This is a genomic window from Paenirhodobacter huangdaonensis, assembly GCF_004022465.1.
GTDB lineage: Bacteria > Pseudomonadota > Alphaproteobacteria > Rhodobacterales > Rhodobacteraceae > Rhodobacter > Rhodobacter huangdaonensis.
Genome location: NZ_SAVA01000003.1, coordinates 26,459 through 38,777, shown reverse-complemented (window position 1 = coordinate 38,777; position 12,319 = coordinate 26,459). Strand labels below are relative to the sequence as shown.

Genomic DNA, 12,319 nt, shown 5'->3' with positions numbered 1-12,319 from the left:
GGGCGCCCCCGGCGCCCCCTTGCATCGCGCCGCGCCCCGGCGCATGAGGCGGCATTGCCCGAGGTGACGATGCCGTTTCTTGCCCCGTTCCGACCGATCCTGCGCGACCCCGCGCTGCTGCTCGCCGCGGCGCTGCTGCTGCTTTATGGCGCCCATGCCGCGACGATGGCGCCCTATGTCTCGGCGCTGGCGGTCACCGTCTTCCATCTGAGCGACAGCGCCTTTTCGCTGCTTCTGGTGGTGGCCTCGGGGCTCGCCGTCTCGTCCTCGGTGGTCTTCGGCATCCTTGCCGACCAGCGTGCGAACCGGCGCGGCATTGCGCTCGTCAGCGGGGTGTTCCTGACGCTCGGCACCGGGCTTGTGATCCTTGCGCCGAGCGCGCCGGGCTTCGCGTTTGCCCATGCGCTTCTCCTGCCGCTGTCGGGCTCGTTCTTCGGCCAGCTCTTCGCGCTCGCCCGGCTTGCCGCCACCACCCACCCGGAACAGGACCGCCGCGCCGTGCAAAGCACGCTGCGCGCGCTTTTCGCCGTGCCATGGGTGGTGGTGCTGCCGGTCTGGGCGGTGGCCTTCCGCGCCGGCACGCCGCTCACCGCGGTCTATCCGGTCTGCTTCGGGCTCTCGGTCGCGATCCTCGCCCTCACCGTGCTGTTCTGGCCGCGCGACGGCGCGACGCGCTGGAGCGACACCCCATCCGGCCTCACCTTCCGCCAGTCGCTGGGCGAGATCGCCGGCGGGCGGGTGCTGGCGCGGGTGCTCGCGCTCGGCACGATCCATGGCGCGGTGACGCTCTACCTCGTCGTCATCGGCCTTGTGTTCGAGATGGTGCCGGGGCGCGGCGCCGGGGCGACGGCGCTTTACGCCGGGATCATGGCCGGGCTCGAGGTGCCCTTCATGCTGGCCTTGCCGCGCATCCTCGGCCGGGTCGAGGCGCGCAGCCTGATCTGGGTGGGGATGGCGCTCTATGCCGTCCACCTTGCCGGCATCCCGCTTCTGGCCGGCACCCCCTTCGTCTGGTTGCTGATGCTGCCGGGTGCCGCGGGGGGCGCGATCGTGCTGACCCAGCCGATGGCCTATCTGCAGGAGTTGCTCAGCGACCGCCCGGGTGCCGGCGCCTCGCTGATGGCCTTGCAGAAACTGGCGGGCGACGGGATCTGCGCCGCCACCTTCGCGATCGGCACCACGCTTGGCGGCTATGGGCTTGTGGCCGGGCTGGGGGCGGGGCTCGGTGTGCTGGGCGCTGGCATGCTGTGGTGGATGGACCGCCGCCCGGTCTGAGCTCAGGGCGCGGGCTTCGGCTGCGCCTTTGCGAGCAGTTCGAGCACCTTCGGCCCGAGGGTTGCCACCACCAGCGTCACCCCCGCAGCCGAGGGGTGGATGTTGTCGCCCTGCATCAGCCCGCGCGCGGCGCGCTCTTCGGGCGGCAGCGCGGCAATCGGCGCGAGCAGGTCGGGCAGCAGCAGCGCGTGATATTTCGCCGCGAGCTCCGGCCAGATCGCGTCGAACTCGGCCTTGTAGGCGGGGCCGTAATTGCCGGGCGCGGGCAGCCCGACCAGCAGCACCGGCAGCCCGCGCGCCGTCACGGCAGACAGGATCGCGTCAAGGTTCGCGCGCGCCGCGGCGGGCGGCAGGCCGCGCAGCAGGTCATTGCCGCCAAGCTCCACGATCACCGCGTCAATGCCGGGCGTCAGCGACCAGTCGATCCGCGCCCGCCCGCCGGCGGTGGTGTCGCCCGAGACGCCGGCGTTCACCACCTGCACCGCGGTTCCCTGCGCGGCAAGCCAGTCCTGCAGCTGCGGCACCAGCCCCTCGCCCGGCATCAGCCCGTAGCCCTGGGTGAGACTGTCGCCGAAGGCCAGCACCTCGGGCGCTTCGGCTGCGGCAGGCAGGGCGAGAGCAAGGAAAGCCGCCGCCGCCAGCTTGCACAGCCGCGCGCGCAGCCCATATCCGAAGACAGGCACGGAAAAATGGTTTCTCATGACGGACACGGTCCTTTCGCTCGACGACGCCCGGCTCACCCTTGACGGCAATGCCGGCCCGGTCGAGATCCTGCGCGGCATTTCGCTGAACATCAACCGGGGCGAAAGCGTCGGACTGACCGGCCCCTCGGGCTCGGGCAAGTCCTCGCTGCTGATGCTGATGGGCGGGCTGGAACGGGCAAGCGGCGGCCGGGTCACGGCGCTCGGGCAGGACCTGACGGCGATGGACGAGGACGCGCTCGCCCGCTTTCGCCGTGGCACGATGGGGATCGTGTTCCAGTCCTTCCATCTGGTGCCGACGATGACCGCGCTGGAAAACGTCGCGCTGCCGCTCGAGATCGCCGGGGTGGGCGACGCCCGCGCGCGCGCCGAGGCCGAGCTTGCCGCCGTGGGCCTTGCGCATCGGCGCGGCCATTACCCTTCCGAGATGTCGGGCGGCGAGCAGCAGCGCGTGGCGCTGGCCCGTGCCGTGGTGCCGCGCCCGGCGATCCTGCTGGCCGACGAACCCACCGGCAACCTCGATGCCGCAAACGGGGCGGCGATCATGGACCTGCTTTTCGGCCTGCGCGACCGGCACGGGGCGACGCTCGTCCTTGTCACCCATGCGCCCGAGCTTGCCGCGCGCTGCGACCGGGTGGTGCAGATTGCCGACGGGCGGGTGGTGCGCGCATGAGCCTTGCCTGGCGCATCGCCCGGCGCGAGCTGCGCGGCGGGCTTCGCGGCTTTCGCGTCTTCCTGCTGTGCCTGATGCTCGGCGTCGCGGCGATTGCCGCCGTTGGGCTGGTGCGCGGTGCGATCCGGGCGGGACTGGCCGATCAGGGCGCGGTGCTGCTGGGCGGCGATGCGCAATACGACTTCACCTATCGCCGCGCCACGGCGGAGGAGCGCGACTGGATCGTTGCCCATGCCGCGCGGGTGTCCGAGCTGGTCGAGTTCCGCTCGATGCTGAGCGCGGGCGATGACTACGCGCTCACGCAGGTGAAGGCGGTCGATGGCGCCTATCCCTTGACCGGGACGCTGGTCCTCGACCCGCCGCTGCCGGCCTCGGCACTGGCCGGCGAGGGCGGCGTGCCGGGCGCCTTCCTCGACCCGGTGCTGGCCGACCGGCTGGGGCTGAAGCCGGGCGACCGCTTCACCCTGGGCGGACAGGCGTTCGTGATGATGGCGCGGATCCTGCGCGAGCCCGACAGCACCGGCGCCGGCATCGCCTTCGGGCCGCGCAGCATCGTCTCGCTCGCCGCGATCGAGGCCGGGCCGCTGCTCGCGCCGGGATCGCTTTACGAAACCCAATACCGCGTCACCCTGCCTACGGGCGCGACGCTTGCCACGCTGAAGACCGCGGCGCTGGCCCGGTTCGAGGGGGCGGGGATGCGCTGGAGCGACAGCCGCCGCGCCGCGCCGGGGGCCGAGCGCTTCACCGACCGGCTGGCGACCTTCCTCGTCCTCGTCGGGCTGGCCGGGCTTGCCGTCGGTGGCGTCGGCATCTCGGCCACCGTCTCGGCCTGGATCGAGCGCAAGGCCGAGACCATCGCCACGCTGCGCGCGCTGGGCGCGACCTCGGGCACGATCCGCGCCGCCTTCCTGATCCAGCTTGCGGTGCTGGGCGCGGCGGGGATCGCGGCCGGGCTGATCCTGGGGGCAGGGGCGGTGCTCGCCGCCTCGGGTGCGATCGCGCGGGCAATGCCGGTGCCGGTCGAGGTCGGGCTTTCGGCCCGCCCGCTCTTCGAGGCAGCGCTTTATGGCGCGCTGACCGCGGCGATCTTCGCGCTCTGGCCGCTCGGGCGGATGTCGGCGCTGCGCGCGGCGACGCTTTATCGCAGCACCGGACGCGGCCGCAGCCTGCCGCCCGCGGGATCGCTTGCGCTGATCGGGGCGCTTGTTGCCGCGCTGGTCGGGGCGGCGGCCACGCTGTCGGGCGAGGTCGGGCTGACGCTTTCGGCCTTTGCCGGGGTGGCTGGCGCGCTTGGCCTGCTGGCGCTTGCGGCGCTTGGCCTGCGCCGGCTTGCCCGCGCGGCGATCCGGCTGGCGCAGGGCCGCCCCGCGCTGCACGCGGCGCTGGCCGCGATCGGCGGGCCGCGCTCCGAGGCGGTGGCCGTGGTGCTGTCGCTCGGTCTCGGGCTGTCGGTGCTGTCGGCCGTGGGACAGATCGACGCCGGGCTTCGCGGCGCCATCGCGCGCGACCTGCCGCAGGTGGCGCCGGCCTATTTCATCATCGACATCCAGCCCGATCAGCTTGACCCGCTGCTCGCCCGGCTGCGCACCTTCCCCGAGGTGAGCCGCGTCGACACCGCGCCGATGCTGCGCGGCGTGATCACCCGGATCAACGGCCGCCCCGCGCGCGAGGTGGCGGGCGATCACTGGGTGCTGCGCGGCGATCGCGGTGTGACTTTCGCCGACACCCCGCGCGAGCGGCTGACGGCGGGCAGCTGGTGGCCCGAGGGCTATGCCGGCCCGCCGCAGGCAAGCTTTGCCGCGAAGGAGGCGGCGGAACTCGGCCTGAAACTCGGCGACCGGATCACCGTGAACATCCTTGGCCGCGACATCGAGGCGACGATCACCTCGCTGCGCGATGTCGATTTCTCGACTGCCGGCATCGGCTTCGTGCTGACGCTGAACCCCGCGGCACTGGCAGGCGCGCCGCACACCGACCTTGCCACGATCTACGCCCCCGAGGCGAGCGAGGCGGCGATCCTGCGCGATCTGGCGCGTGCCTTCCCGAACATCACCGCGATCCGGGTGCGCGACGCGATCGCGCGGGTGAGCGAGGCGCTTGGCACCATCGCGCGCGCGGTGGCGCTGGCGGCCTCGGTCACGCTGGCGACGGGCTTCACCGTGCTGATCGGCGCGGCGGCGGCGGGCGAGGGCGCGCGGGCACGCGAGGCGGCGCTTCTGAAGACGCTCGGCGCCACGCGCGGGATGATCCTGCGCTCGTTCGCGCTGCGTGCGGCGCTCGCCGGCGCCGCCGCCGGGATCATCGCCGTCGCGGTCGGCGCGCTGGCCGGCTGGGCGGTGCTGCATTTCGTGATGGAGGCAAGCTATCGCTTCGCGCCGGGGCCTGCGGCGGCGATCGCGCTGGGCGGCATCGGCGCGGTGCTGATCGCCGGGCTGGTCTTTGCGCTGCGCCCGCTGGCGGCCCGCCCGGCGCGGGTGCTGCGCGAAAACGAATGAGGCCGCCCGGGGGCGGCCTTCCTGCCCCGCAGCGGGGCGCGTCGGGGGAGCGGGATCAGCCGCGCAGGCCGGCGTCTTTCAGGATGCCGCGGCGCTTCGCCTCGTAGTAGTAGCCGCGCGCATACCAGCCCACGGCTTCCTTCTCGTTGCCATCGGCACAGAGCCAGGCGCCGCGCAGGTATTTCACCGCGTATTTCAGGTTCGTCTCGGCATCGAGCAGCTCGCGCGACGAGCCGGCGAAGCCCATGGTCGAGGCGGTGCGCGGGTCGATCTGCATCAGCCCCATGTAGGAGCCGTTGCGCGCCGTCGGGTTGTAGCCGCTTTCGCGCTGCACAATGCGATGCACCAGCGTGCGCGGCACCTCGTAATGATCGGCGTATTTGTTGATGAGGCCGCGCAGTTCGGTGCTTTCGCCGGGCTGCAGCGGCAGCTGATCCGGGGACATGCCCTTCGAGGACGCGCGGGGGTCTGTGCCGCAAGCGGCGAGGGCAAGAACCAGGGGCAACGTCAGCAGAAGGCTGCGGCGGATCATCATCGGGAACTGCTCCATTCCTCATTTGATTACAACATTGATACAATCACGTGAGAAAGCCGCCTAGCGCGCAGCAAAGCCCCGGCGCGCCGATAAGCGGGATCTCGCCGAAAGGCTTTGACATCCGCCCCGTCCTCGGGCCCACTCGGATCAGCCCAGGAGGTGCCATGTCCTTAGCAACGCAGGAAAATCCCGTCGATCTGTGCATTATCGGGGGTGGCGTGAACGGCTGCGGCATCGCCCGCGATGCGGCCGGTCGCGGCCTCTCGGTTCTGCTTTTCGAGCAGGCGGACCTCGCACAGGCCACCTCTTCGGCCTCGACCAAGCTGTTTCACGGCGGTCTGCGCTATCTCGAATATCTCGAGATTCGCCTCGTGCACGAGGCGCTCGCCGAGCGCGAGGTGCTGCTGGCTGCGAGCCCCCACATCAGCCACCCGATGCGCTTCGTGCTGCCGATCGACCCGTCGATGCGCTTTCCGACCGACACGCCGGTGGGCCGGCTGGTGGGGCTGTTCCTGCCCTGGCTGAAGGGCAAGCGGCCGGCAGCGATGATCCGGGCGGGGCTGTTCCTGTACGACCACCTCGGCGGCCGGCGCACGCTGCCGGGTACCCGCGCGCTCGATCTGCGCCGCGATCCGGCCGGCGCGCCGCTGCGGCCGGGCTTTGCCAAGGCCTATGAATACTCGGATGGCTGGGTCGATGATGCGCGGCTTGTCGTGCTGAACGCACGCGATGCCGCGGCGCGCGGCGCCGAGATCCGCACCCGCAGCCGGGTGACCGGGGCGCATCGCGAGGGCGATCTGTGGCGCGTCGTCACCGCCGCTGGCAGCTTCTGGGCGCGGGCGCTGGTGAATGCCGCCGGGCCCTGGGTCGGTGAGGTGATCCGCGACACCATCCACGTGCCCTCGACCGAGGGCGTGCGGCTGGTGCGCGGCTCGCATATCGTGACGCGGCGCCTCTTCGATCACGACCGCGCCTATTTCTTCCAGGGGCGCGACGGGCGGATCTGTTTCGCCATCCCCTACGAGGAGGACTTCACCCTGATCGGCACCACCGATCAGGATTACCGCGGCGCCCCGGGCGCGGCGCAGTGCACCGAGGAAGAGATCACCTATCTCTGCGCCTTCGTGTCCGAGTATTTCGCCAGACCCGTGACCCCCGCCGATGTGGTCTGGACCTATTCCGGGGTGCGCCCGCTTTATGACGACGGGGCGAGCTCGGCCACCGCGGCGACGCGCGACTATGTGCTGCGCCTCGATGCCGAGGGGGCGCCGCTGCTGAACATCTTCGGCGGCAAGATCACCACCTATCGGCGGCTGGCGGAGGCGGCGCTGGCAAAGCTTGCGCCCTTCTTCCCCGCGGCGACCGGCCCCTGGACCGCCGGCGCGGCGCTGCCCGGCGGCGACTTCCCGATCGACGGCCGGCCGGCGCTCGCTGAGGGGCTGCTGCGCGACTATCCGTTCCTGAGCGCGCCTTGGGCGGCGCGGCTGGTGCGCAGCTATGGCACCGAGGCGCGGGTCTGGCTCGGGGATGCACGCACGGCCGAGGATCTGGGTGCCGATCTGGGCGCCACCCTGACCGAGGCCGAGCTGCGCTGGCTCGTCGCCCGGGAATGGGCGGTGACGGCCGAGGACGTGCTGTGGCGGCGCAGCAAGCTTGGCCTGCGGCTGGGCCCGGCGCAGGTGCAGGCGGTGGCGGGGATGCTGGCGCAGATCCGCGCGGCGGCGGGGACGACGGAGGCCTGAGGAGAGGCCGGGAGGAGAGAATGAGCGAGATTCTGGCCCTCGATCAGGGCACCACCTCGTCGCGCGCGATCCGTTTCGCGGTGACGGGCACGGGCGGGCTGAGCCCGGTTGCCACCGTGCAGCGCGAATTCGCGCAGATCTACCCGCGCCCGGGCGAGGTCGAGCACGACCCCGAGGAGATCTGGGCGACCACGCTGTCTTGCGCGCGCGCCGCGATGAGCGAGGCGGTGGTGGCGATCGGCATCACCAACCAGCGTGAGACGACGGTGATCTGGGACCGCGCGAGCGGCGCGCCGATCGCCAATGCGCTTGTCTGGCAGGACCGCCGCACCGCCCCGGCCTGCACCGCGCTGCGCGACGCGGGCGCCGAGGCCGAGGTGACGGCAAAGACCGGGCTGCTGCTTGATCCCTATTTCTCGGCCACGAAGATCGGCTGGCTTCTGGATGCGGTGCCCGGTGCGCGGGCGCGGGCCGAGGCGGGGGCGCTGGCCTTCGGCACCGTCGATGCCTTCCTGATCTGGCGGCTGACCGGCGGGCGGGTGCATGCGACCGACGCCACCAATGCCGCGCGCACGATGCTTTATGACATCGAGCGCGGCGAGTGGGACGCCGATCTGTGCCGGATGTTCGGCGTGCCGATGGCGCTCTTGCCCGAGGTGCGCGACTGCGCCGACGAGTTCGGCGCGACTGATCCCGCGCTGTTCGGCCGGGCGCTGCCGATCCGCGGTGTGGCGGGCGACCAGCAGGCGGCGGCGATGGGGCAGGCCTGCTTCGCGCCGGGGATGATGAAATCGACCTATGGCACCGGCTGCTTTGCGCTGCTGACCACTGGTGCCGCGCGCATTGCCTCGGGGCACCGGCTGCTGACCACGGTGGCGAGCCGCTTTGCCGGGCGCACGCATTTCGCGCTCGAGGGTTCGATCTTCGTCGCGGGCGCGGTGGTGCAATGGCTGCGCGACGGGCTGAAGCTGATTGACAGCGCGGCCGAGACGCAGGCGCTGGCGGAAACCGCCGACCCCGCGCAACAGGTGCTGATGGTGCCCGCCTTCACCGGCCTTGGCGCGCCCTGGTGGCGGCCCGAGGCGCAGGGCGCGATCTTCGGCCTCAGCCGCGGCACCGGCCGGGCCGAGATCGCCCGCGCCGCACTGCAATCAGTGGGCTATCAGACCCGCGACCTGTGGGAGGCAATGCGGGCGGACGCCGGCGCGCTGGACCTTGGCGTGCTGCGCGTCGATGGCGGCATGGCGCGCTCGGACTGGACGATGCAGTTCCTGGCCGACATTCTCGGCGCCCCGGTCGACCGGCCCGCGGTGACCGAGACCACGGCGCTTGGCGCGGCCTGGCTGGCGGGCTGGCAGACGGGGCTGTGCCCGGGGCCCGAGGAGGCCGGCCGGCACTGGGCGCTCGAGCGCCGCTTCGAGCCGGCGATGGCCGAGGCGCCGCGCGCGGCGGCCTATGCGCGCTGGCGCCGTGCCGTCGCGGCAACGATTTCGGTCTGAGCGGCGCGGCCGGCTCGACAGCGCCGGGGCAGGGGCGTAGCCCGGGCGCGGGTGCGCCCGCCGGGCGGGCCTGCCATGGCGGGGAGGCATGGGTTCCGCAACGGGGGGAAAGCAAGACCCAACAGGAGCAAGACCGAATGCCTCTCATGCAATACCACGTCATCAAGGGCCGCACGCCGGACGAGATCGAGCTGCTGCTCGACACCGCCCACGAGGCGATGGTGCGCACCTTCAAGGTGCCGCAGGGCGACCGCTATCAGATTCTGACCGAGCACGCGCCGAGCCATCTGAAGGCGCTCGATACCGGGCTGGGCATTCCGCGCACCGAGAAATTCGTGCTGCTGCATGTGGTGTCGCGGCCGCGCGGGCGCGAGGCGAAGGTGGCCTTCTATGAGAACCTCTGCGCCGATCTGCAGGCAAAATGCGGCATCGCGCCGAGTGACGTGATGATCTCCTTCACCGAGAACGGCGACGAGGACTGGTCCTTCGGCCATGGCCGGGCGCAGTTCCTGACCGGCGAGCTGTGAGCGCAGGCGGGGGGCGGTGACCGCCCCCCTCCCGTTCAGAACCGGGCGCGGCGCAGGCGCAGCGCGTTCGTCACCACGAAGACCGAGGAGAAGGCCATCGCGCCTGCCGCCAGCATCGGCGACAGGCCCGGCCCGCCGAAGGGGCGCAGCACGCCCATGGCCACCGGGATCAGCGCGACGTTATAGGCGAAGGCCCAGAACAGGTTCTCGCGGATGTTGCGCATCACCGCGCGCGAGAGCCTGAGCGCGCGGGCCGCGCCGCGCGGGTCGTCGCCCATCAGCACCACCTCGGCCGCCTCGATCGCGACATCGGTGCCGGTGCCGATCGCGAGCCCCACATCGGCCGCGGCAAGTGCCGGCGCGTCGTTGATGCCGTCGCCGACGAAGGCCACGGCGCCGGTGCTGCCAAGCGCGTTCACCGCCGCGACCTTGCCCTCGGGCAGGACCTCGGCCACCACCCGGGTGATGCCGAGCCGCCGCGCCACCGCCTCGGCCGTGGGTTTCGCGTCGCCGGTGACGAGGGCCACCTCGACGCCCGCCGTCTGCAGCGCCGAGACCGCCTCGGCCGCGTGCTCCTTGATCGGGTCGGCAACGGCCAGAAGCGCCATCGCCGCGCCGTCGCGGGCAAGGTAGACGGGGGTCTTGCCCTCGCCGGCAAGGGCCAGCGCCTGCGCCGCGAGCGGGCCGATGTCGATGCCCGCCTCGGTCATCGCGCGGGCATTGCCGAGGAGAACCGCGTGGCCATCGACCTCGGCCGTGAGGCCGCGGCCGGGCAGCGCCTCGACCTTGCGGGCGCGCGGCAGGGGCAGGCCGCGGGCCGCGGCGGCCGCCACGATTGCGCGGGCGAGCGGATGCTCCGAGCGCACCTCGGGCGCCGCGGCGGTGGCAAGCGCGTCCTCGGCGGTGAGGCCCGCGACCGGGATCAGGTCGGTCAGCTCGGGGTGGCCAAGGGTCAGCGTGCCGGTCTTGTCGAAGGCGAGGGTCTTCACCTCGGACAGGCGCTGCAGCGCGTCGCCGCGGCGGAACAGCAGGCCAAGCTCCGCGCCCCGCCCGGTGCCGACAAGGATCGAGACCGGCGTCGCCAGCCCCATCGCGCAGGGGCAGGCGATGATCATCACCGAGATCGCCGCGACGAGGGCATGGGTGAAGCCCTGACCTGCCAGCATCCAGAGCGCGAAGGTCAGCAGCGACAGCCCCATCACCGCCGGCACGAAGACCCGCGTCACCTTGTCGACCAGCGCCTGCACCGGCAGCTTCTGGCCCTGCGCCTCTTCGACCAGCGCGATGATGCGCGCGAGCACGGTGTCGGTGCCGGTCGCGGTGACGCGGAAGGCGAGCGCCGCCTGCCCGTTCACCGTGCCGCCGGTGATCTCGGCGCCCGGGGTCTTCTCGACCGGGGCGGGCTCGCCGGTCAGCATCGATTCGTCGATCCAGCCGTGGCCCTCGGTCACCAGCCCGTCAACCGCGACGCGCTCGCCCGGGGCCAGCAGCACGATGTCGCCCGGCGCCAGCTCCTCGACCGGCAGCTCGACGGTGCCGCTTTCGCGCGCGACCCGGGCCGTGGCCGGGCGCAGTGCGACGAGGCGCGAGATCGCCTCGCCGGCGCGTCCCTTCGCCCGCGCCTCGAGCCAGCGGCCGACGAGGATCAGCGTGACGATCACCGCCGCCGCCTCGAAATAGACCTCGCGGGCCGAGGCGGGCAGAAGATCGGGGGCGAGCGTCACCACCGCGGAATACAGGAACGCCGCGAGCGCCCCCATGGCGACGAGCGAGTTCATCTCGGGCGCGCCGCGCAACAGCGCCGGGATGCCGATGCGCAGGAACACCCGGCCCGGGAAGGCCAGCACCAGCGCGGTGAGGACAAGCTGGATCCACCAGCTCGCGCGCTCGCCGATCGTGTGCATCACCGCCATGTGAAAGCCCGGAACCAGATGCGAGCCCATGGCCAGCACGAAGACCGGCAGGGTGAGTGCGGCCGAGAGCAGCACCTGCCGCTTCAGCTTTGCGGCCTCGGCCGCCTGCCGTTCGGCGACCGGCGCGGCGGGGGCATCGGCGGTGGCGACGTGCGCGCCATAGCCCGCGCCCTCGACCGCCTTCACCATCTCGGAGGGGGCGACAGCGCCCTGGGCATAGCCCACCTGCGCGGTCTGTGTGGCCAGATTGACCGAGGCCTCGATCACCCCGGGCAGTGCGGTCAGCGCGTGCTCGACATGGCTGACGCAGCTCGCGCAGGTCATGCCGGTGATGTCGAGCTTCGCCTCGGCGCGGTTGACCGGATAGCCCGCCTTCGCCAGCGCCGCGGCGAGCGAAGCGGGGGTGGCCGGGGCCTCGAACTCGACCCGGGCCGAGCGCGCCATCAGGTTCGCCGCGGCGCTTTTCACGCCCGGCTCGGCGCTCAGCGTGCGCTCGACCCGGCCGGTGCAGGCGCCGCAGTGCATCCCGTCGATGGTGAAAGTCGTTTTGGACATGGATCACCTCCTGTGCTCCACTTGGAGCGCCCCCCGGCCCGGGTCAACTCGTCAAGAAACATTCCTGAACTTGAATTTGTGTCATGGCGATGCTAGCTGAGGCGAAAGCGCCTTCCAACCGATCCACCCCCGTCACGGAGTCCCCCCATGAACCTCGACCGCACGATCTTCGCCTTTGCCGGCGTGATGGTCCTGATCAGCGTGCTGCTGACCTGGTATGTCTCGCATTACTTCCTGTGGTTCACTGTCTTCATCGGCCTGAACCTGCTGCAATCGGCCTTCACCGGCTTCTGCCCGGCGGCGAAGATCTTCGCGAAGCTCGGCTTCAAGACCGGCTGCGCCTTCGAGGGCAAGTAAGCCCCGCACCGGACCGATTTCGGAGAGGGGCGGGGGAACCTGCCCTT

At 71.9% G+C, this 12,319-nt stretch carries 9 protein-coding genes and 1 pseudogene; 7 read left to right on the top strand and 3 right to left on the bottom strand.

Annotated features, from left to right (window positions below):
* Positions 1 to 48: 48 nt before the first annotated feature.
* Positions 49 to 1,275: pseudogene (locus tag EOW66_RS05730) on the top strand (hypothetical protein); the annotation flags it as partial.
* 2 nt (positions 1,276 to 1,277) lie between these two features.
* Here EOW66_RS05730 and EOW66_RS05725 read toward each other — a convergent pair.
* Positions 1,278 to 1,976 carry an arylesterase gene (locus EOW66_RS05725; protein ID WP_128155490.1) on the bottom strand — a complete coding sequence of 233 codons (699 nt, stop codon included), beginning with the start codon at positions 1,974 to 1,976 and terminating at the stop codon, positions 1,278 to 1,280.
* Here EOW66_RS05725 and EOW66_RS05720 point away from each other — a divergent pair.
* Both EOW66_RS05720 and EOW66_RS05715 read left to right on the top strand, forming a co-directional pair.
* The gene (locus EOW66_RS05720; protein ID WP_128155489.1) at positions 1,975 to 2,649 is read left to right on the top strand and encodes an ABC transporter ATP-binding protein; all 675 of its coding nucleotides are present in this window, start codon (positions 1,975 to 1,977) and stop codon (positions 2,647 to 2,649) included. The genes EOW66_RS05725 and EOW66_RS05720 overlap by 2 nt on opposite strands.
* Complete coding sequence (locus tag EOW66_RS05715; RefSeq protein ID WP_128155488.1) at positions 2,646 to 5,144, top strand: ABC transporter permease; 2,499 nt, start codon at positions 2,646 to 2,648, stop codon at positions 5,142 to 5,144. Before EOW66_RS05720 ends, EOW66_RS05715 begins: the two co-directional genes overlap by 4 nt.
* A 55-nt stretch (positions 5,145 to 5,199) precedes the next feature.
* Here EOW66_RS05715 and EOW66_RS05710 read toward each other — a convergent pair whose 3' ends face one another.
* A complete protein-coding gene (locus tag EOW66_RS05710) occupies positions 5,200 to 5,679 on the bottom strand; it encodes a transglycosylase SLT domain-containing protein (RefSeq protein WP_128155807.1) in 480 nt (159 codons plus the stop codon).
* A 164-nt stretch (positions 5,680 to 5,843) separates the two neighbouring features.
* On the opposite strand from EOW66_RS05710, the gene glpD reads away from it, so the two are divergent.
* From glpD to EOW66_RS05695, 3 genes are all read left to right on the top strand, one after another.
* A complete protein-coding gene (gene glpD, locus EOW66_RS05705) occupies positions 5,844 to 7,421 on the top strand; it encodes a glycerol-3-phosphate dehydrogenase (RefSeq protein ID WP_128155487.1) in 1,578 nt (525 codons plus the stop codon).
* Between the two features lie 20 nt (positions 7,422 to 7,441).
* On the top strand, positions 7,442 to 8,920 hold the full coding sequence (glpK, locus tag EOW66_RS05700) for a glycerol kinase GlpK (RefSeq protein ID WP_128155486.1): 1,479 nt from the start codon (positions 7,442 to 7,444) through the stop codon (positions 8,918 to 8,920).
* Positions 8,921 to 9,057: 137 nt separating this feature from the next.
* The gene (locus tag EOW66_RS05695; protein ID WP_128155485.1) at positions 9,058 to 9,447 is read left to right on the top strand and encodes a tautomerase family protein; all 390 of its coding nucleotides are present in this window, start codon (positions 9,058 to 9,060) and stop codon (positions 9,445 to 9,447) included.
* A 35-nt stretch (positions 9,448 to 9,482) separates the two neighbouring features.
* Here EOW66_RS05695 and EOW66_RS05690 read toward each other — a convergent pair whose 3' ends face one another.
* Entirely contained in the window at positions 9,483 to 11,915 is a 2,433-nt protein-coding gene (locus EOW66_RS05690; RefSeq protein ID WP_128155484.1) for a heavy metal translocating P-type ATPase, read from the bottom strand.
* Between the two features lie 147 nt (positions 11,916 to 12,062).
* On the opposite strand from EOW66_RS05690, the gene EOW66_RS05685 reads away from it, so the two are divergent.
* A complete protein-coding gene (locus EOW66_RS05685) occupies positions 12,063 to 12,272 on the top strand; it encodes a YgaP family membrane protein (RefSeq protein WP_128155483.1) in 210 nt (69 codons plus the stop codon).
* Positions 12,273 to 12,319 lie beyond the last annotated feature (47 nt).

Bases quoted from the DNA above. Each gene is read 5' to 3' on its own strand.
- EOW66_RS05720 (WP_128155489.1), top strand. From the start codon at position 1,975: ATGACGGACACGGTCCTTTCGCTCGACGACGCCCGGCTCACCCTTGAC.
- EOW66_RS05725 (WP_128155490.1), bottom strand. From the start codon at position 1,976: ATGAGAAACCATTTTTCCGTGCCTGTCTTCGGATATGGGCTGCGCGCG.
- EOW66_RS05710 (WP_128155807.1), bottom strand. From the start codon at position 5,679: ATGATGATCCGCCGCAGCCTTCTGCTGACGTTGCCCCTGGTTCTTGCC.
- EOW66_RS05715 (WP_128155488.1), top strand. From the start codon at position 2,646: ATGAGCCTTGCCTGGCGCATCGCCCGGCGCGAGCTGCGCGGCGGGCTT.
- glpD (WP_128155487.1), top strand. From the start codon at position 5,844: ATGTCCTTAGCAACGCAGGAAAATCCCGTCGATCTGTGCATTATCGGG.
- glpK (WP_128155486.1), top strand. From the start codon at position 7,442: ATGAGCGAGATTCTGGCCCTCGATCAGGGCACCACCTCGTCGCGCGCG.
- EOW66_RS05690 (WP_128155484.1), bottom strand. From the start codon at position 11,915: ATGTCCAAAACGACTTTCACCATCGACGGGATGCACTGCGGCGCCTGC.
- EOW66_RS05685 (WP_128155483.1), top strand. From the start codon at position 12,063: ATGAACCTCGACCGCACGATCTTCGCCTTTGCCGGCGTGATGGTCCTG.
- EOW66_RS05695 (WP_128155485.1), top strand. From the start codon at position 9,058: ATGCCTCTCATGCAATACCACGTCATCAAGGGCCGCACGCCGGACGAG.